A 19353-nucleotide genomic window follows, 5' to 3' on the forward strand; every position below is an offset into this window, starting at 1 on the left:
TATTGTAAATGGTTTATATAAATATTTTATATAAAAATTCTTGGGCATATGCCCGTAATATCAATTGAACTATATGAGGAGTTCTACATGAGTGCATTAGTTACATTGCTAGCTAATATTGTTGCGCCATTGCAACGTCAATTTATTAACTTTATCCGCATTGCGATTTGTGTTGTGATGGTTTGGATTGGAGGTTTAAAAGTTTGCCAATATGAGGCAGATGGTATTGCACACTTTGTGTCAAATAGTCCTTTCTTAAGCTTCCTTTACAAAAATGGTGCAAATGAAGTGACAAATGATAAGGGGGTTTTAGTGAAAGAATATACCTTATATAAAAACCCTGAAGGCAAAATGGTCGCAAAAAATATCGAATGGCATAAAGCCAACGGCACCTACACAGCTTCTTATATTATTGGCGCAATCATTGTGACAATTGGTATTTTAGTATTAGCGGGGATTTGGTCTCCAACATTAGGTTTATTCGGAGGCTTACTCACCTTTGGTATGTCGATAGTCACGCTGTCGTTCCTGATATTTACGCCAGAAACCTGGGTGCCGAATTTAGGCGGGGACTTTCCAACACCTAATTATGGCTTCCCATATCTCTCTGGTGCTGGTCGACTTGTTATTAAAGATATTATTATGATGGCAGGTGGCTTAGTTGCGGCAGCAGAATGTGCGAAACGTTATTTAGATAATAAAAAACAATTTGCTTAATTAGTTTATTTAAAAGGCTTGCTTGGATAAATGGCAAGCCTAGTATGAATACTTGTCTGGAGATAGTACTTGAATACGTATTTTTAGAAATACCAGAATGAATTTCAAATAATGTAAAATTTCTCACAGTAACACAATGAGAAAAAATGTTATATAAAATATGAGGTAAGATTTATTTATCAATTTTCTTATCAAATAAATAGCTTATGGAACAGATATATGGCTAAGCAAGTAAATAAAAGAACTAATACAAAGTTTCAAAATAGAGTTTATTATGGAGAATATTCACTAAAGCATTGGATTGATTTGATTTTATCAAAAAATCTCGTTTTACCAGATTATCAAAGGTATTTTGTATGGAATGAAAAAAAGGTTAAAGAACTTGTTAATACGTTAAAAAATAAGCATTTTATTCCTCCCGTTACAATAGGCTTCTATAATGAATCAGATAGAGGTCAAAATCTTGTACTTGATGGACAACAAAGGTTAACTAGCATTTTATTAACATATTTAAAGATATACCCAGAGAAAGAGAAATATAAAAAGGAAGCTAACCAGTTAATTTATAGTAATTCTATGGATGAAGAAGATTCAGATAATATTGATAGGCTAGAAAATGTTTTAGAGTGGGATTTTTCAATTCTTCAAGAATTAGGAAAAAATAAGTCTGAAATCCTATCTAATAAAGGGGAATACTATAAAATTATGGATAATAATATAGATGATGACTTTTTTGAGAATAATTACTTAGGGTTTTGTTATTTAGTCCCATCAAATAAATCTCACAAGGAACAACAAAATTATTATTCTACAGTGTTTAGATCAATTAATATTCAAGGTCAGACACTATTACCACAGGAAAGTCGAGCTTCGCTTTATTACCTGGATAAAGACATGGCAGCTTTTTTTGAACCAGAATTTATGAAATATTATAAAGTCACCTCCAATAATATTCCTTCCAGAGTAGATTTTATTCGTTATTTAGCATTGGTAACACAATATGAAAAATCACAAAAAGATATTACAAAAGTCGCTAAAGGATATAAATCAAAATTAGAATTATTTTATGAGGAATATATATATTCAGTAATCAATAGTTCAACTCAGGATAGCAATAGACAAGATATAGAGTATGATGAAAAGTTTGGTAGTTTTTATAAATTATTTTCAGGAAAACATTTTGAAAGAGTAGAAAATTTCAAAAAAATTATAGTTGATTTGTTAGGGGCTGTGAAAGAGTTTAAGTCAATTATTGATGCTGATTTATATTTCTTTGGTTCTGTTTACTATATTCTTATTGAGGGTAAAATAATAGATACATCAAGAAAAGATGAATTAATTAGTGATATTAATTCTTTTATTGAAAACCTTAAAGCAGATGACAATTATACAAAATCTCCGAATGATTTATCAAAGTTGAGGAACAGAATTGAAAAATCTATCAGCTTATATAAAGGATATGTCAAATGAATCAACATAATAAATTCATATTCTCGCCACTATCAGATATCCTAGCTGAATCATTTTCAGCACTTGAGTGTATAGGAAATGGGATTGAAACATATCCATTGTATGATTATATAATGCAATCTACATTTATAAAAATGTCGGGAGCTCAAGAACAAAAAATTAAAATTATTATTTGGGAGCTAGCAAATAATGACTTTGACTATAGATATGCTTTGTTATCTAAAAATAGCCACAGAAACTATTCTAGCTATAAAGAGAAGCAAGAAGCATATTGTGAATTAGTATCTCAAATAGAAATTAACGACTCAAGCAAGTTTAAAGTTTGTAATATATCCGTAGATAAAAAAAAGATACTTGAGTCAACTTATTTGCATTCTATTTTTAATATAGATATTCTATCATCCGATAGAAATAAATATGAAAAATATGAAGAATTCTGGAAGGAAATTAACACAAATCATTTTTTGCAAGAAAATAGTAAATTATTTAGTTGCAATAAATTAGAGAGTTTATATAAGGAACATTTGTATAAGAATAGAAATAGAATAGCACACAATACTAAATGCTATCAACATAATCTTCCAACATTCAATGTATTACAGAGTGAAAATTATGATAATGAAAATTATTTTATATGGTTTTCTGTTTTAATTCTTATTGATCATATATTTATGGAATTATATAAGGTATATTTAGAAAATTTAGAAATAAAAAAATTTTTTAAACGATTATAGGTGGCGCTTAATGCATATATTAGAAATTAAAATGTAGGTAGAAATAATAAAAAGAGCGGTCAAAAATCACAACGAATTTTGACCGCTCTTTTTATTACTTTTACTTACGTATTATTTTTGTTTTTTCAAAAACTCAACGCCAGTGTCTGGGAAGTCAGTGAATACACCGGTTGCACCAGATTTATTCAATAACGCATCGTACATTTGATTTACGTCAGTGAAGAATTCAGGTAACGCATCTTTACGCACAGTGTATGGGTGTAATTCCACTTTGTATTGTGCGAGTTCTTTCACTAATGGGGTGTACACGATGTTGCCTGGTTTAGATTTTTCTTTATCCACTAACATGTACCAGCCTGGACCAACGCCATCAGCATATTTCACCACTTCAGCCATTGCACCTGGTTTGAACATCCAATCGTAATCGTAGTTCACCCATTTGCCTTTCGCATCTTTTTCTTCAGTTTCATGCCAGTCGGTGTATGCCACTAATTGAACAAGTTTTAAATCCATGCCCATTTTTGGTAGCAATTCGTTTTTGATACGTTTTAACTCATTGAAGTCGAAGGTTTGCAAGTAAACCATGTCAGATTTCTTGTCATAACCGTATTTTTTCAACACTTTAAGGGTTTCAACTGCAATGTCTTTGCCATTTTGGTGGTGGAACCAAGGTGCTTTGATTTCAGGGTAGATACCCACTTTTTTACCGGTAGATTTTTCTAAACCTTGGATGAATTCTAACTCATCTTCAAAAGTATGGATTTTGAAGTGTGATTTCCAAAGTGGGAAACGACCTGGATATACTGCAACTTGTTTACCATCTTTAGTTTCAAAGTTTTCAGTCATATTTAAACTTTGAATTTCTTTTAAGGTGAAGTCAATTACATAGTAACGACCATCTTTACGATGACGATTTGGGAATTTTTGCGCCACGTCAGTTAAACCATCTAAGAAGTGGTCATGGATAACCACTAAACGACCGTCTTTTGTCATCGCTAAGTCTTGTTCTAAGTAGTCTGCGTGTTGTGCGAATGCAAGCGCTTTAGACTCAAGTGTATGCTCTGGTAAGTAACCACTTGCACCACGGTGAGCAATGATAATTTTGTCTGATTTCATAGTGTCCACAGAAGAGTGTGCGCTACATCCTGCAAGTACGCCTGCAGCTAATAAAGAAAGCGCTAAAGTTTTGAGTTTCATGGTGTGTTCTCCTTGATTTACTTATTACATCTTGGTTTCATGTCGTAAAAATAGATTTCACTAATTTCACGGTCATATCCTGGATAAAATCCTTTTGGCATCCCTAACACAATTTGTTTGCCTCGGTTTGCATGGACAAGCAGTTGTTTCGTTTTCGGATTCACATTCAAGCCTTCGACTTCGCCGACATCTCGAATGTCATTCAATGTTTTTTCTAAAACAACGCGAGCTTCATTATTTTTATCTGAAATTTCTACACGATAAATATGATCGGGTTCCTTTTCATCTGCCGTACCATCATCAGATGTGACGTAGAGATCGCCGTTATAGGCATAAACCCCTTGAATCCATTGTGGAACAGGTTGTAAATGTACTTTACGTTTATATTTACCCGTTGAAAGATCATATTCATATAAATAACGGCCACTTTCTTCACCGACCCAAGATGCCATCCAAACTGAATTGTGAACGGTATCTACAGTGATGCCGGAAACTTCGACTTGACCTGACTCAGGATTAAAATCAACTGATCTTTTTAATGCGAGGGTTTCGGGATCGTGAATTGCAATTTGAATATTTTTACCTACGCCGGCATCAAACCATTCGGAGGAAACATAAAGTTCATTGTTGTAGATATCAATGTCGCCAATGTGATTAGCTTCTTTTTGATAGCCGACAAAAGGATCTTTATTTTCTTTAATCAGTTTTCCATCCATATCGTATTTGGCGAGCGTTTTACTGCCAGATACATATAAATATTTGCCATCAGTGGTAATGCCTTGACGTCCGTTGACTTCGAGTACTTTGTCTAATTTATAAGTATAAGCGGGGAGGGCTGAACGATAGGGCGCTTCACAAGTTTGATTTGCGAATGCTGCATTTGCCATAACTGCCGCGCCTAACATAATGGTTAATTTATTCAATTTCATCACATTATCTCCTTTTAAAGTGCGGTTAAAAATTCAGTTGTTTTTGTAATAAAAAAGGCGGCAAGCCTTCGCCTGTCGCCTTTAATTTATAGATTATTTACCGTAGGTATCGCCTAATTTAGCTTTGTGTTTACCTTCTTCAACCATTACGATGAAGAGTAATAACACCGCTAAGACACCACCACCGATCATGACGTAGAAACCGCCGTCCCAACCATAGTGTTGTGCTGCCCAACCGATAACAGCTGATGCTGAAACAGTACCACCTAAGTAACCGAATAAACCGGTGAAACCTGCTGCTGTACCTGCTGCTTTTTTTGGTGCAAGCTCAAGAGCGTGTAAGCCGATTAACATTACAGGACCGTAGATTAAGAAACCGATTAAGGTCATTAAGATGAAGTCAGTTAATTGATATGGGTTTTCATACCAAGCTGCATAGTTTGCAAGCTCTGCTTCAGGTGTAGCTGGGTTCATCCAGTACGCTACAACTGCTGCGGTAGTTAAGATCATGAAGATGAAACCGGTTAAACCACGTTTACCTTTGAAGACTTTATCTGATACCCAACCACATAATAATGTACCTGGAACTGCTGCTAATTCATAGATTGTGTAAGCCCATGCGGTACCTTTGATGTTGAAGTGTTTTACTTCACTTAAGTAAACCGGAGACCATTTTAATACGCCGTAGCGGATTAAGTATACGAATACGTTAGCAATCGCGATGTACCATAACAATTTGTTTTTCAATACATAAGTTACGAAGATTTCTTTTGTGCTTAAATCGTTTTCGTAAGTTTTTTCGTTATAGTCATCTGGGTAGTCATTACGCCATTTTTCGATTGATGGTAAACCACAAGATTGTGGAGTATCACGCATCACGAAGTAAACTGGAATTGCACAGATCATTGCCGCAATACCCGGATAGTAGAGGGATTGTTGCCAAATATCTTTTGCTTGTGCTTCGACACCATGAGTGCTGAAGAAAACGGCACTTGCTAATAGCACCATTGCACCCGGCATCATACCACCGATGTTGTGCGCGGTATTCCAGATAGATACGATAGTACCGCGTTCTGATTTAGACCACCAGTGTACCATTGTACGACCACATGGAGGCCAACCCATACCTTGGAACCAACCATTTAAGAAGATCATTACCCACATGATGGCAATGCCTGAAGTTGCCCATGGGAATAAACCCATCATGGTCATACAAAGACCAGAAAGCAATAAACCAAATGGTAAGAATACACGAGGGTTCGAACGGTCAGACATACCTGCCATTACGAACTTAGATAAACCATAGGCAAGACCGGCAGCTGAGCCGATAACACCTAATTCCGCTTTTGAGTACAAGCCGGCTTGAATTAAACCAGGTTGTGCCAAGTCAAAGTTTGCACGTACAAAATAGTAAGCGGCATAACCAAAGAAGATCCCTGCAAACACTTGCCAACGTAAGCGTTTATACGTGGAATCAATTTTCTCCGCTGGAAGTTCCGCAATGTGCGGAGCGGGTTTAAATGGTCCAAACATAATTTCTCTCCAAAATCATTTTAATTATGAGTCCACCCCCATGATGGGGATAGCGTGCATGATAAAATAAAAATAGAAATTAAAAAGAGAAATAATTCAAAAATGTGATGCATTTCACAAAATATTTTTTAACAAATGAGCGAATTCGAAAATTGTGTGATCTATCTCACAAAACAGCTTTCTTTTTCGCTCAGAATGTTGTGAATTTAACCGCTCTCCCATACAATAGCCATGGAATTTGTAACAGTTTTACGTTTCTTTTTTATTAATATTTTGGCTTTGGGGGTAACAATGGGATTATCGCCTAATATGTATCGTGATGTGGGTGATTTTTCACCTATCTCGACGGATGTGATTATCATTGGTGGCGGTGCGACTGGTGCGGGGATTGCTCGTGACTGTGCATTGCGTGGAATTAACTGTATTTTATTAGAGCGTCGTGATATTGCGACAGGCGCAACAGGTCGTAACCACGGTTTGTTACATAGTGGTGCGCGTTATGCCGTAAACGATCAAGAATCAGCAGAAGAATGTATTAAAGAAAATAAAATTCTGCGCAATATCGCTCGTCACTGTGTGGATGAAACAGAAGGTTTATTTATCACCTTACCTGAAGATTCCCTTGATTATCAAAAAACCTTCATCGAAAGTTGTACTAAATCCGGTATTGAAGCCGTCGCCATTGATCCTAAACTTGCCCAAATTATGGAACCATCAGTAAACCCTGATTTAGTGGGGGCCGTTGTTGTGCCAGATGGTTCAATCGACCCTTTCCGTTTAACGGCTTCTAACGTGATGGATGCCACCGAAAATGGCGCGAAAATGTACACTTATTGCGAAGTGAAAAGCTTAATTCGCGAAGGTGGCAAAGTCATCGGTGTGGATGTTTACGATCACAAAAATCGTGTAAATCGTAAATTCTTTGCGCCATTAGTCGTTAATGCGGGTGGTATTTGGGGACAAGGCATCGCAGAATATGCGGATCTCAAAATCAAAATGTTCCCAGCAAAAGGTGCATTACTTGTTATGGGGCACCGTATCAATAAAATGGTGATTAACCGTTGCCGTAAACCTGCGGATGCGGACATTCTTGTGCCAGGGGATACCATTTGTGTTATCGGTACAACCTCTAGCCGTATTCCTTACGATCAAATCGATAACATGGAAGTCACCCCGGAAGAAGTAGATATCTTATTCCGTGAGGGTGAAAAACTTGCACCAAGCTTGCGTCATACTCGTGTATTACGTGCTTATGCTGGTGTGCGTCCGTTAGTCGCGTCAGATGACGATCCATCAGGTCGTAACGTAAGTCGCGGTATCGTGTTACTTGACCACGCAGAGCGTGATGGCTTAGACGGCTTTATCACGATCACTGGTGGTAAATTAATGACTTATCGCTTAATGGCTGAATGGGCAACGGATCTTGTTTGTAAAAAACTCAACAAAACAGCACGTTGTACGACTGCTGAGCGTCCATTGCCGGGTTCAACTGAAAGCCGCGCAGAAACCAATCAGAAAGTGATTTCACTTCCAAGTACGATTCGTTATTCAGCCGTGTATCGTCATGGTTCACGTGCAACTCGCTTATTAGATAAAGAACGTCTCGATCGCTCAATGGTGTGCGAATGTGAAGCCGTGACAGCGGGTGAAGTCCGTTATGCCGTTGATGAATTAAACGTCAATAACTTAGTGGATTTACGTCGTCGTACTCGTGTAGGTATGGGTACTTGCCAAGCTGAGCTTTGCGCATGTCGTGCGGCGGGCTTAATGAACCGTTTTGAAGTGGCAACACCTCGTCAATCGACCACACAATTAACCGCTTTCATGGAAGAGCGTTGGCGCGGTATTGAGCCTATTGCATGGGGTGAGGCGATTCGTGAAGCGGAATTTACTTCATGGATGTATGGCAGTGTGTTGGGCTTAAACGATGTTCAACCGCTTGAAACTGACAAACAGCAAGGGACGGATAACAATGAATTTTGATGTAGTGATTATTGGTGGCGGCCTTGCAGGTTTAACTTGCGGCATCGCCCTACAAGAACAAGGCAAACGTTGTGTAATCATCAATAATGGCCAAGCGGCGATTGATTTTGCATCTGGCTCATTGGATTTATTAAGCCGTTTACCAAATGGTGCGTTTGTTAAAAATATTCCTGAGAATTTGACCGCACTTGCAGCTCAATTACCACAACACCCTTATAGCATTATGGGTGCTGAACGTGTATTGGCGAAAGCGCAAGATTTCGAAAAATTAGCGGAATCGTTAAATTTAGATTTAATTGGCTCAACCGCAGAAAATCATCTTCGCGTAACGGGTTTAGGTAGCTTACGCGGTGCATGGCTTTCACCAAATAGCGTGCCAACCGTGCAAGGCGAAAATCCATTCCCGTATAAAAAAATTGCGGTTTTAGGCATTGAAGGCTATCACGATTTCCAACCAGAATTATTGGCAGATAACCTTACACTCAATCCACAATTTGCGCATTGTGAAGTGAAAACAGGCTTTTTAAATATTCCAGAATTAGATCAGCTACGTACCAATTCGCGTGAATTCCGCAGTGTGAATATTGCGCAAGTTTTAGAATATAAATTGAAATTTGATGATCTTGTGGCTGAAATGAAAGAAGCAGCGAAAGGCACTGAAGCAATTTTCTTACCAGCTTGTTTCGGTTTAGAAAATCAAGAGTTTATGGAGTCACTTCGTAAAGCAACTGGCTTGCCATTATTTGAATTGCCAACTTTACCGCCTTCTTTATTAGGCATGCGTCAACGTATTCAATTACGCCATCGTTTTGAGAAATTAGGTGGACTCATGATGAATGGTGATAGCGCATTAAAAGCACATTTTCATGGCAACAAAGTTCGTGCTATTCAAACGCGTTTGCACGAAGAGGAAGAAATCACGGCAGAACATTTTGTCTTAGCTTCTGGCAGTTTCTTCAGTAAAGGTTTAGTCTCTGAATTCGATAAAATCTACGAGCCCGTATTCCATTCTGACATCATCGGTGTGGAAGGCTTTAACGATACTGATCGCTTTACTTGGACTGATCACCGTTTCTCAAATCCACAACCGTATCAATCTGCAGGCGTGGCGATTAATGCGCAATGCCAAGTACAAAAGAGCGGTCAATTTTTAACGAATTTATATGCGGTGGGTAATGTGATTGGTGGTTTCAATGCACTAGAACTCGGTTGTGGTTCTGGCGTGGCAGTGGTAACAGCACTTGCTGTTGCTGATGAAATTCTTCACAACACACATTAAGGAGGCGTTATGAACATTCAACAATTAATTGATAATGCAAAACAATCCCTTAATGCACCACAGCATCATCATGCTTTTGATGAAAGCTTTGAGAGCTGCATTAAATGTACAGCGTGTACAGCAGTGTGTCCGGTTTCGCGCCAGAATCCAAACTATCCAGGTCCAAAACAATCAGGTCCAGATGGTGAGCGTTTACGCTTAAAATCAGCCGAGCTTTATGATGAAGCATTGAAATACTGTACCAACTGTAAACGTTGTGAAATTGCGTGTCCGTCTGATGTAAAAATTGGTGATATTATTGTTCGCGCAAGAAACAAATACATTGCTCAACAACACAAGCCAGCAGTGCAAAAATTACGTGATGCGATTTTAAGTAACACCGATATTATGGGTTCACTTAATACACCACTTGCGCCGATTGTGAATACCATCACTGGTTTGAAAGCGACAAAATTTGTGTTGGAAAAAGCATTAAAAATCAGCCGTCATCGTACGTTACCAAAATATTCTTTTGGTACGTTCCGCAGCTGGTATATGAAAAAAATGTTGGAAAGCCAACAAAAATTCGAACGCAAAGTGGCGTATTATCACGGTTGTTATGTGAACTACAATAATCCACAATTAGGTAAAGAATTTATTCAAGTATTCAACGCCATGGATATTGGCGTGGTGTTATTGGAAAAAGAAAAATGCTGTGGCTTGCCATTGAGCGTAAACCAATTCCCAGAACGCGCGAAAAAAATTGCGCAATTTAACACCGATTATATCGGCAAAATGGTGGATGAAAATGGCTTAGATGTGATCAGCGAAGCATCAAGTTGTGCCTTAAATTTACGTGATGAATATCATCATATTTTAGGTATCGACAATGCTAAAGTTCGTCCGCATATTCACATGGTGACACCATTCTTATATCAACTCTTTAAAGAAGGTAAAACCTTACCGCTTAAACCATTGAAATTGCGTGTGGCTTATCACACTGCATGTCACGTGGATAAAGCGGGTTGGGCACCATACACCTTGGAAGTGTTAAAACAAATTCCAGGTTTAGAAGTGGTGATGCTCCCATCACAATGTTGTGGTATTGCAGGAACATACGGTTTCAAAGAAGAAAACTACGAGGTTTCCCAATCTATCGGTAAAAACTTATTCGATAACATCAATGCAGGCGGATTTGATTACGTGATCTCTGAATGCCAAACTTGTAAATGGCAGATAGATATGTCATCTAACGTGACTTGTATCCATCCATTGACGTTATTGTGTATGTCGATGAATCAAGCTTAGTGAAAAGAGCGGAAACTGATAAAAAAGTGACCGCTCTTTTTGTTATTTAATCCAATATGGAGAACTAATTATGCAAAAAATCTTCAAGGTTTCCTTGTCTTGTGATTGAAACGGTCGCCGCATTAGATAAACCGTTAGATCAGCTACAAAAAATTACAGAGAAAGATTTGCTGGGTATTTATCGTGACAGCTTAAAAACCATGGGATTGCCAATGTTTAACAGTGGGCCATTGCAAGATTAATTAATCTTTCCCAAAAAAAAGTGCGGTGAAATTTCACCGCACTTTTTTATTTTCTCTTTTGATTAAAGAATATGTTGATATTGTTCTAACATTTCTTTTGGCCATACGCTTGATTGCACTTCACCAATGTGTTTTTTGTGAAGTAAAAGCATTGCCATACGAGATTGACCGATACCGCCACCGATGGTGAGAGGTAATTTACCGTTTAATAAATCTTGGTGCCAATCCATTTTTAAGCGATCTTCATCACCGGTTAAACCAACTTGTAAACGTAATGCGGATTCATCCACACGAATACCCATTGAAGAAAGCTCAAACGCTTTACCTAACTCAGCGTTCCACACCAAAATATCACCGTTTAAACCTTTGTAGCCATTTTCAGATTCTGTTGTCCAGTCATCGTAGTCTGGTGCACGACCATCATGTGGTTTACCGTCTGACAATTTGCCACCGATACCAATTAAGAACACGGCGCCATATTCTTTACAAATGGCGTTTTCACGTTCTTTACTGCTTAAATCCGGGTAGCGTTTCACTAAATCTTCGCTGTGAACGAAGGTGATTTCTTTCGGTAAGCTTGATGGAATGTCAAAGCGAGCTTCTACCGCTAATTCAGTTAAACGGATTGCACGATAGATAGAACGTACCGTTTCTTTTAAATAAGCAAAGTTACGACGACCTTCAGGAATGACTTTTTCCCAGTCCCATTGGTCCACATAAACAGAGTGAGTTTGATCCAATGAATCTTCATCTGGACGTAATGCTTTCATATGAACAAATAAGCCTTCACCTTCTTTGAAATGGAAACGTGCGAGAGTATGGCGTTTCCATTTAGCTAATGAGTGAACCACTTCATAAACCGCATTTGGGATACATTTCACGTTTACTTGAACCGCTTTCTCAATGCCTGATAAGTTATCTTGCATACCGTTGCCAACTTCACTAAGGATTGGACCTTGTACTTCGATAATGCCAAGTTGTTCAATCAAGTTTTGAGTAAAGGTGTTCTTCACAAAGCTAATTTCTTGTTGTTGTAAAATAAACGTCTTTTTCATATTTATCCTTCTTTTTATAATAACTGGTAAGATTTGTTGTGCATTATTCAATAAAATGACAAATTATTTCAAGTAATTTCTTTACATTGTTTTAAATGTTGAATATTATCAAAAATAAAGAAAATATTTTGAAAAAGATCTAATAAGGAGTGTTTTATGAACAATATCGATACACTTGATCGCCAAATTCTCCGTGTGCTGACTAAAGATGCGCGTACACCTTATGCCGAAATGGCGAAAAGCTTTGGCGTGAGCCCAGGTACGATTCATGTTCGTGTAGAGAAAATGCGTCAGTCTGGTTTGATTGAAGGCACAAAAGCGATTATTGATGAGCGTAAGCTGGGTTATGATGTGTGCTGCTTTATTGGCATTATTTTGAAAAGCGCAAAAGATTACGAAAAAGTGATTAAAAAGCTCGATACCTTTGATGAAGTGGTGGAAGCCTATTACACCACGGGTAACTATTCGATTTTTATTAAAGTAATGACACACACCATTGCGGAATTACATTCCGTACTGGCGACTAAGATCCAGTTAATTGATGAAATTCAATCAACGGAAACCTTGATTTCCATGCAGAATCCTATTTTACGAGACATTAAACCTTAAATGTCATCGAAACAATAAAGGCGTGTTTGATACACGCCTTTGCTTTTTTTGATTAACGATAACGATCGAGGAATTTGTAATAGAGTACGCCGATCTTGGTGGCTAAGTTTTTGAGGGATTTTCCACCGTAAAACGAAGGCACTTTCAATCCTTCAAAAATTCTCAAACGTTCGTCATTGCCTAAAATTGCTTCGGCAATAATGCGTCCAGCAAGTCCAGTGAGAGCGACACCATGACCAGAATAGCCTTGAGCAAAATAAATGTGTGGTGAGATACGGCCAAAATGCGGGCTTGCGTTGAGTGTCATATCAATCGGTCCAGCCCAGCCATAGTCAATTTTGACGTTTTCCAATTGAGGGAAAACATGCAACATATTACCGCGCATAATCTGTACCATATCTTTTTCTGAGCTCGAGTCACTGCCGAATAATAGACGGTTATCTGCACTCAAACGATAGTAATCGAGCAAGATATTGTTATCACAAACAGACATGCCATTGTTGATCACGGAATCCGCTGTAGCTTGATCTAAAGGTTCGGTAGCAATAATAAAGCTTTCTACTGGCAAAATTTTACGATTAATGCCGTGATGAATGGATTTTGGTAGCGCATCAATATAAGCATTGGTGGCTAAAATAACGTCTTGAGAAATGACCGCACTTTTATCGGTTTTAACTTCAATACAACCTGATTTTTCTATTAAATCCACAACGGGAGATTGTTCGTAAATCTGTACGCCTAAATCCAAGCAGGCTTTTGCTAAACCTAAGCAATAATTTAATGGGTGTAAGTGACCAGAATTGCTATCGTATAAGCCGCCAACATAAATATCGCTGCCTAAATGTTGTTTCAGTTTGGCCTTATCCCAAAGTTGCATTTTGTCATAGCCAAAAGTCGCGTGGCTGGCTTTTTCCATTTCAATGAGATCGTCCATTCGACGTTCATTTAACGCCAATGTGGCATAGCCTTTTTTCCAATCACATTGAATACCATATTTCGCAATGCGTTCATCAATAATATCAATGGCTTCTAGCGACATATCCCAAAGTTTTTTCGCTTTATCAAAGCCTACTTGAGAAATATATTCATCAATGCCTTCTTCAAAACCGTTGATGGCTTGACCGCCACTTCTACCAGATGCACCAAATCCGACTCGCGCGCCTTCTAGAACAATCACTTTTTTGCCTTTTTCTGCTAATTCAAGGGCAGCAGATAAGCCAAAGAAACCCGCACCGATGACACAAACATCCGCTTCTTCTTGCTGAGAGAGAGGCGGCAGTTCAAAGGTTTGATTCCGACTATCGAGATAATAAGATTTGACGTGTTCTTGATGAGCAAATTCGAGCATAGTTGATGACTGATTAACATAAAATAGAGATGAGAGAAATCTTACCCTGATGGGAAAATATGTCAAACCTTTTGCAAAAAAGGTGCTATACTCCCCAAGTTTACATAGGTAAACGATTGCTTAAGGTTTGTTTTGATTGTCCTGAGGAGGTCAATAAATTGAAAAAAAATGCTGTTCAATACATTAAATCACTTTGTCTGTCTGCCGTTGCATTTGCTGCAACTTCTGCTGCTCTTGCTGCTGAAAAATTGTATGTTTATAACTGGACTGACTATGTGCCATCCAATTTGGTTGCAGAATTTACCAAAGAAACCGGCATTGAAGTGATTTATTCTACGTTTGAAAGTAATGAAGAAATGTATGCTAAATTGAAACTGACCTCCAGTACAGGCAGTGGTTATGATTTAGTTTTCCCATCAAGCTATTACGTCAATAAAATGGCGAAAGAAAATATGTTACAAGAGCTTGATCACAGCAAATTAAGTAATTTTAAACAAATTCCAGCAAACTTATTAAACAAGGAATTTGACCCAAATAACAAATATTCTCTGCCTTATGTTTATGGCTTAACCGGTATCGGTGTGAATGCGGATGATATTGAACCAAGCAAAATCACAAGCTGGGCTGATTTATGGAGCCCTGAATACAAAGGTAAAGTATTATTAACCAGTGATGCGCGTGAAGTGTTCCACATTGCATTACTTTTAGATGGTAAATCACCAAACACCACGAATGAAGAAGAGATCAAAGCCGCTTACGAGCGTTTAGTGAAATTGTTACCAAATGTGGTGACTTTTAACTCTGACTCGCCAGAAGTTCCGTTTGTTCAAGGTGAAGCCTCTATTGGTATGTTATGGAATGGTTCGGCTTATTTAGCCCACAAAGAAAATCCAAGTATCCAATTTGTGTATCCAAAAGAAGGGGCGATTTTCTGGATGGATAACTACGCGATACCAAAAGGTGCGAAAAATACAGAGGGCGCTTATAAATTTATCGACTTCTTACTTCGTCCTGAAAATGCGAAATTAGTGGTTGAAAAAATGGGCTTCTCAATGCCAAATGAAGGCGTGAAAGCGTTACTTTCACCTGAAATGGCAAATAACCCAACCTTGTTCCCATCTGCTGAAAACATTGAAAAAGGCATTATGCAAGGCGATGTGGGTGAAGCAGTGGACATTTACGAAAAATATTGGAATAAATTAAAAACCAATTAATCAAATATTGATGAAAAGTGCGGTGAATTTGACCGCACTTTTGCTTTGTAAAGGATGACAAATGAGTTTTCTTGAGCGACTTTTTCACGCAATCTTGTTTGAAACTACGGTTGTGTTGCTTTCCGTTTTCGCTTTGTATTTCTTTACAGAAGAAAGTGTTTCTATTCTCTTTGGGTCCATGGTACTGGTTTCCTTAACCGCCATGCTCTGGAATCTCATCTTTAATTATTTTCTTGATAAAGTCTTTACGGGGCCGCGAGAAAAGCGAGGCGTCATATTTCGTACTTTACATGCCATTTCATTTGAGGGCGGTTTGCTTATTTTCACCGTGCCGATCATTGCTTACTTTTTAAAAGTGGATTGGATAACGGCTTTTATGATGGATTTCAGCTTAACGGTGATGGTGACCGTTTATACCTTTATTTTTAATTGGGTGTATGATCATGCGCGATTGCTGTTTATTAAGCGTGAATGATGCAATAGGTAAGAGAAGAAAGAAAAAAGTGCGGTCAAAATCTAAAATGTTTTTGACCGCACTTTGACTTTTTAGGGCATGAAAAGCTGCCCTTTTCTTTATTAAAGTTTTTCCACTAACTCAATGGCGGCACCAATATAGGTTGCAGGAGTGAGTTGTTGTAAACGTGCTTTTTCATCTGCTGGGATAGCCAGTTTTTCGATGAATTCACGCATTGCTTTTTCATCAACACGTTTACCACGTGTAAGCTCTTTTAATTTTTCATATGGTTTTTCAATACCATATCGACGCATCACCGTTTGAATTGGCTCAGCTAAAACTTCCCAGTTTTGGTTGAGTTCATCACGGAGATGTTGTTCGTTCACTTCTAATTTGCTGATACCTTTACGCGTTGCGGCATACGCAATTAAGCAATAACCTAAACCCACACCTAAATTACGTAATACAGTGGAGTCGGTTAAGTCACGTTGCCAGCGAGAAATTGGTAATTTTTGACCTAGGTGAGTCATCACGGCATTGGCTAAACCTAAGTTACCTTCTGAGTTTTCGAAGTCGATAGGATTCACTTTATGTGGCATGGTGGATGAACCAATTTCACCTGCGATAGTGCGTTGTTTAAAGTGATTTAACGCAATGTAGCCCCATAAGTCACGATCGAAGTCGATGATGATGGTATTAAAACGTACCACGGCATCAAAGTATTCAGCAATATAATCGTGAGGTTCAATTTGCGTAGTGTATGGGTTCCAATCTAAACCTAATGAAGTGACAAATTCTTCACTGAATTTATGCCAGTTAATATTTGGATAAGCTGATAAATGCGCATTGTAGTTACCCACAGCACCGTTGATTTTACCCAAGATTTCATTTTGTTGGAGTTGTTTGAATTGGCGTTTTAAACGGTAAACCACGTTCGCCATTTCTTTACCCACAGTACTAGGTGAGGCAGGTTGGCCGTGTGTACGAGAAAGTAATGGGATGGTTTTGTATTCGTTCGCTAGACGGGTGATTTCATCAATCAGTTTTTGCCATTCCGGTAAGAACACTTCTTCACGTGCTGTTTTCAACATTAGGGCGTGAGAAAGGTTGTTAATATCTTCCGAGGTACAAGCAAAGTGAATAAATTCAGAGACTTTGGCTAATTCTGGTAAAGCTTCACTTTTTTCTTTTAAGAAATACTCAACGGCTTTTACGTCGTGATTCGTGGTGCGCTCAATTTCTTTGATACGTTCAGCATCTTGAAGACTGAATTCTTCCACAATTTTATTAAGGTAATCGTTTGCTTCTTTAGACAAAGAAGAAACTTCTTGGATTTCAGCGGTCGCCGCCAATTTTTGTAACCAACGTACTTCCACGGTGACACGGAATTTGAGCAAGCCAAATTCACTGAAAATACCACGCAATGCAGTGGCTTTATCTTGATAACGACCGTCAATCGGGGAAAGAGCGGTTAATGCGGAAAGTTGCATAAGAGTTCTCCAAGGATTAATTTAAAGTTAAGTAGAGTTGTCGTGCCGCTTGCACTAATTTTTTACGATGAAATAACAGTTGCCATTTGCTGCCGCCGACTTGACGCCACAAAACAGCAGAACGAATACCGGCAAGTAAACACGCACGAATTTTGTCTTGCACGCTTTGTTGCTGTAAATGATATGCCGAACCAATAATGTGGATGCGTTTGCCTAAAGGGCTAATCGTATCGACGTAAATGTTTGCCATGATAGAAAACATCTCATCATCAAATTGATTGTCGTGATAAGCAAGTTGTTCCGGTAAGCGAGCAATACGGCGGCCAAGTTCTTGTTTGATTTCAGGTTGTTTGTTTAATTTGCTCTCTAACGCTAACAAGCTGCCCCAATAATTTAATAAATTTTTATCGTTTAATTGGGTGAGTTGCTCGATAAGTGTATTTAATCCCACTTTAAGATGTTGAACATCACCGCCAAATACGGCTAATGTATCTTCGGGTTGAGTAATGAGAAGAGAATGAATGGTGGTTTGAAATGCATCTTGGTTATCAACTTCGCCTTTTTGTGCTAATTGACTGATTAATAAGACTGATTGACAAACACCGGCAAGTGCCAGAGCCATATCATTATAATTTTTCATTGGGATTATAAATTGTGAGCTGTAGAAATTTTTGGCGTAATATAGCATTTTTACACATTGTTTTGAACTCAATCATTAAAAAACGCCCTATCTTTTGTTATCATAGCGCCAATTCAGTTTACAGAATAAAAGGATAACCAATGACAAAACCAATTGTATTCAGTGGCGTGCAGCCTTCCGGCGAATTAACTATCGGGAATTATTTAGGTGCACTTCGCAACTGGGTGAAAATGCAAGAAGATTATGAGTGTATTTTCTGTGTGGTGGATTTACATGCCATCACTGTACGTCAAGATCCTGTAGCACTTCGCAAAGCCACCCTTGATGTGCTCGCCCTTTACTTGGCTTGTGGCATTGATCCGAATAAAAGCACGATCTTCGTGCAATCTCATGTACCAGAACATACTCAATTAAGCTGGGTATTAAACTGCTACACCTATTTTGGTGAAATGAGCCGTATGACTCAATTTAAAGATAAATCAGCACGTTATGCCGAAAATATTAACGTGGGTTTATTTGATTATCCGGTTTTAATGGCAGCAGATATCTTACTTTATCAAGCGAAAAGCGTGCCAGTAGGGGATGACCAAAAACAACATTTAGAAATTACCCGTGATATTGCCGCTCGTTTTAATGCGCTTTATGGTGATATTTTCACGATTCCTGAAATCTTCTTAGGAAAAGCTGGTGCGCGTATTATGTCTTTGCAAGACCCTGATAAAAAAATGTCTAAATCTGATGATAATCGTAATAACGTGGTGACCTTGCTTGAAGATCCTAAATCGGTAGCAAAAAAAATCAAACGCGCGGTAACAGACTCTGATGAACCACCTGTTGTACGTTATGACGTGAAAAACAAAGCGGGTGTGTCTAACTTATTAGATATCCTTTCTGCAGTGACGGATAAATCTGTGGCAGACCTTGAAAAAGAATTTGAAGGCAAAATGTACGGCCACTTAAAAACAGCGGTGGCTGACGAAGTGTCAAACTTACTTGCGGGTTTACAAGAACGTTTCTATCAATATCGTAACGATGAAGCACTTTTAGACGAGATTTTACGTCAAGGTGCAGAAAAAGCCCGTGCAAGAGCGAAAGAAACCCTTGCCGAAGTGTACGAAGCCGTCGGCTTTGTTGCTGCAAAATAATTTTAAACTTAATAAGCCGTGTTATAT

At 38.2% G+C, this 19353-nt stretch carries 17 protein-coding genes and 1 pseudogene; 11 read left to right on the plus strand and 7 right to left on the minus strand.

Features of this window, described 5'->3' with window-relative positions; genetic code table 11:
* The first annotated feature begins 87 nt into the window (after positions 1 to 87).
* The 3 genes from HMPREF3020_RS06665 (at position 88) to HMPREF3020_RS06675 (ending at position 2921) form a co-directional block, all read left to right on the plus strand.
* Positions 88 to 717 carry a YkgB family protein gene (locus HMPREF3020_RS06665; RefSeq protein WP_070776000.1) on the plus strand — a complete coding sequence of 210 codons (630 nt, stop codon included), beginning with the start codon at positions 88 to 90 and terminating at the stop codon, positions 715 to 717.
* A gap of 219 nt (positions 718 to 936) precedes the next feature.
* Positions 937 to 2187: a DUF262 domain-containing protein gene (locus HMPREF3020_RS06670; RefSeq protein WP_070776001.1), complete on the plus strand. Its 1251-nt coding sequence runs from the start codon at positions 937 to 939 to the stop codon at positions 2185 to 2187.
* Entirely contained in the window at positions 2184 to 2921 is a 738-nt protein-coding gene (locus HMPREF3020_RS06675) for a hypothetical protein (RefSeq protein ID WP_070776002.1), read from the plus strand. Before HMPREF3020_RS06670 ends, HMPREF3020_RS06675 begins: the two co-directional genes overlap by 4 nt.
* 111 nt (positions 2922 to 3032) lie before the next feature.
* On the opposite strand, the gene glpQ is transcribed toward HMPREF3020_RS06675, so the two are convergent.
* From glpQ to glpT, 3 genes are all read right to left on the minus strand, one after another.
* The gene (glpQ, locus tag HMPREF3020_RS06680) at positions 3033 to 4118 is read right to left on the minus strand and encodes a glycerophosphodiester phosphodiesterase (protein WP_049371947.1); all 1086 of its coding nucleotides are present in this window, start codon (positions 4116 to 4118) and stop codon (positions 3033 to 3035) included.
* A 17-nt stretch (positions 4119 to 4135) separates the two neighbouring features.
* On the minus strand, positions 4136 to 5047 hold the full coding sequence (locus HMPREF3020_RS06685; protein WP_049367604.1) for a hypothetical protein: 912 nt from the start codon (positions 5045 to 5047) through the stop codon (positions 4136 to 4138).
* Positions 5048 to 5140: 93 nt separating this feature from the next.
* Positions 5141 to 6580, minus strand: a complete 1440-nt coding sequence (gene glpT / locus HMPREF3020_RS06690) for a glycerol-3-phosphate transporter (RefSeq protein ID WP_070776003.1) — start codon at positions 6578 to 6580, stop codon at positions 5141 to 5143.
* Between the two features lie 291 nt (positions 6581 to 6871).
* On the opposite strand from glpT, the gene glpA reads away from it, so the two are divergent.
* From glpA to HMPREF3020_RS09360, 4 genes and pseudogenes are all read left to right on the plus strand, one after another.
* Entirely contained in the window at positions 6872 to 8563 is a 1692-nt protein-coding gene (gene glpA / locus HMPREF3020_RS06695) for an anaerobic glycerol-3-phosphate dehydrogenase subunit A (RefSeq protein ID WP_070776032.1), read from the plus strand.
* Entirely contained in the window at positions 8553 to 9842 is a 1290-nt protein-coding gene (gene glpB / locus HMPREF3020_RS06700) for a glycerol-3-phosphate dehydrogenase subunit GlpB (protein WP_070776004.1), read from the plus strand. The genes glpA and glpB overlap by 11 nt, the downstream gene beginning before the upstream one ends.
* A gap of 9 nt (positions 9843 to 9851) precedes the next feature.
* Positions 9852 to 11129, plus strand: a complete 1278-nt coding sequence (gene glpC, locus HMPREF3020_RS06705; protein WP_070776005.1) for an anaerobic glycerol-3-phosphate dehydrogenase subunit GlpC — start codon at positions 9852 to 9854, stop codon at positions 11127 to 11129.
* A 104-nt stretch (positions 11130 to 11233) separates the two neighbouring features.
* Positions 11234 to 11371, plus strand: a pseudogene (locus tag HMPREF3020_RS09360) (transporter); the annotation flags it as partial.
* Between the two features lie 62 nt (positions 11372 to 11433).
* On the opposite strand, the gene asnA reads toward HMPREF3020_RS09360, so the two are convergent.
* Positions 11434 to 12426, minus strand: a complete 993-nt coding sequence (asnA, locus tag HMPREF3020_RS06710; RefSeq protein ID WP_049365717.1) for an aspartate--ammonia ligase — start codon at positions 12424 to 12426, stop codon at positions 11434 to 11436.
* A 156-nt stretch (positions 12427 to 12582) separates the two neighbouring features.
* Between asnA and asnC the strand changes: the two genes are divergently transcribed.
* Positions 12583 to 13035 carry a transcriptional regulator AsnC gene (asnC, locus tag HMPREF3020_RS06715; protein WP_049367595.1) on the plus strand — a complete coding sequence of 151 codons (453 nt, stop codon included), beginning with the start codon at positions 12583 to 12585 and terminating at the stop codon, positions 13033 to 13035.
* A gap of 52 nt (positions 13036 to 13087) precedes the next feature.
* Here the strand turns inward: asnC and HMPREF3020_RS06720 are convergent, their stop codons facing one another.
* Positions 13088 to 14383, minus strand: coding sequence for an NAD(P)/FAD-dependent oxidoreductase (locus tag HMPREF3020_RS06720; RefSeq protein ID WP_070776006.1), 1296 nt, complete (start codon positions 14381 to 14383; stop codon positions 13088 to 13090).
* Positions 14384 to 14565: 182 nt separating this feature from the next.
* On the opposite strand from HMPREF3020_RS06720, the gene HMPREF3020_RS06725 reads away from it, so the two are divergent.
* On the plus strand, positions 14566 to 15597 hold the full coding sequence (locus HMPREF3020_RS06725; protein WP_373897083.1) for an extracellular solute-binding protein: 1032 nt from the start codon (positions 14566 to 14568) through the stop codon (positions 15595 to 15597).
* A 61-nt stretch (positions 15598 to 15658) separates the two neighbouring features.
* Positions 15659 to 16072, plus strand: coding sequence for a PACE efflux transporter (locus tag HMPREF3020_RS06730; protein WP_014064625.1), 414 nt, complete (start codon positions 15659 to 15661; stop codon positions 16070 to 16072).
* Positions 16073 to 16173: 101 nt separating this feature from the next.
* On the opposite strand, the gene purB is transcribed toward HMPREF3020_RS06730, so the two are convergent.
* Both purB and hflD read right to left on the minus strand, forming a co-directional pair.
* Positions 16174 to 17541, minus strand: a complete 1368-nt coding sequence (purB, locus tag HMPREF3020_RS06735; protein WP_070776008.1) for an adenylosuccinate lyase — start codon at positions 17539 to 17541, stop codon at positions 16174 to 16176.
* 16 nt (positions 17542 to 17557) lie between these two features.
* Complete coding sequence (gene hflD / locus HMPREF3020_RS06740) at positions 17558 to 18181, minus strand: high frequency lysogenization protein HflD (protein ID WP_005694773.1); 624 nt, start codon at positions 18179 to 18181, stop codon at positions 17558 to 17560.
* Positions 18182 to 18321: 140 nt separating this feature from the next.
* Here hflD and trpS point away from each other — a divergent pair, with 140 nt between their 5' ends.
* A complete protein-coding gene (gene trpS, locus HMPREF3020_RS06745; protein ID WP_070776009.1) occupies positions 18322 to 19326 on the plus strand; it encodes a tryptophan--tRNA ligase in 1005 nt (334 codons plus the stop codon).
* The last annotated feature ends 27 nt before the right edge of the window (positions 19327 to 19353 follow it).

Source organism: Haemophilus sp. HMSC068C11, assembly GCF_001815355.1.
In the GTDB taxonomy this organism is placed as follows: domain Bacteria; phylum Pseudomonadota; class Gammaproteobacteria; order Enterobacterales; family Pasteurellaceae; genus Haemophilus_D.

Excerpts from the sequence above, each read along its gene's own strand:
- glpB (WP_070776004.1), top strand. The coding sequence starts at position 8,553 with ATGAATTTTGATGTAGTGATTATTGGTGGCGGCCTTGCAGGTTTAACT.
- HMPREF3020_RS06720 (WP_070776006.1), bottom strand. The coding sequence starts at position 14,383 with ATGCTCGAATTTGCTCATCAAGAACACGTCAAATCTTATTATCTCGAT.
- HMPREF3020_RS06685 (WP_049367604.1), bottom strand. The coding sequence starts at position 5,047 with ATGAAATTGAATAAATTAACCATTATGTTAGGCGCGGCAGTTATGGCA.
- trpS (WP_070776009.1), top strand. The coding sequence starts at position 18,322 with ATGACAAAACCAATTGTATTCAGTGGCGTGCAGCCTTCCGGCGAATTA.
- asnC (WP_049367595.1), top strand. The coding sequence starts at position 12,583 with ATGAACAATATCGATACACTTGATCGCCAAATTCTCCGTGTGCTGACT.
- HMPREF3020_RS06670 (WP_070776001.1), top strand. The coding sequence starts at position 937 with ATGGCTAAGCAAGTAAATAAAAGAACTAATACAAAGTTTCAAAATAGA.
- HMPREF3020_RS06675 (WP_070776002.1), top strand. The coding sequence starts at position 2,184 with ATGAATCAACATAATAAATTCATATTCTCGCCACTATCAGATATCCTA.
- glpA (WP_070776032.1), top strand. The coding sequence starts at position 6,872 with ATGGGATTATCGCCTAATATGTATCGTGATGTGGGTGATTTTTCACCT.
- hflD (WP_005694773.1), bottom strand. The coding sequence starts at position 18,181 with ATGAAAAATTATAATGATATGGCTCTGGCACTTGCCGGTGTTTGTCAA.
- glpT (WP_070776003.1), bottom strand. The coding sequence starts at position 6,580 with ATGTTTGGACCATTTAAACCCGCTCCGCACATTGCGGAACTTCCAGCG.
- asnA (WP_049365717.1), bottom strand. The coding sequence starts at position 12,426 with ATGAAAAAGACGTTTATTTTACAACAACAAGAAATTAGCTTTGTGAAG.
- HMPREF3020_RS06665 (WP_070776000.1), top strand. The coding sequence starts at position 88 with ATGAGTGCATTAGTTACATTGCTAGCTAATATTGTTGCGCCATTGCAA.
- glpC (WP_070776005.1), top strand. The coding sequence starts at position 9,852 with ATGAACATTCAACAATTAATTGATAATGCAAAACAATCCCTTAATGCA.
- HMPREF3020_RS06730 (WP_014064625.1), top strand. The coding sequence starts at position 15,659 with ATGAGTTTTCTTGAGCGACTTTTTCACGCAATCTTGTTTGAAACTACG.
- glpQ (WP_049371947.1), bottom strand. The coding sequence starts at position 4,118 with ATGAAACTCAAAACTTTAGCGCTTTCTTTATTAGCTGCAGGCGTACTT.
- purB (WP_070776008.1), bottom strand. The coding sequence starts at position 17,541 with ATGCAACTTTCCGCATTAACCGCTCTTTCCCCGATTGACGGTCGTTAT.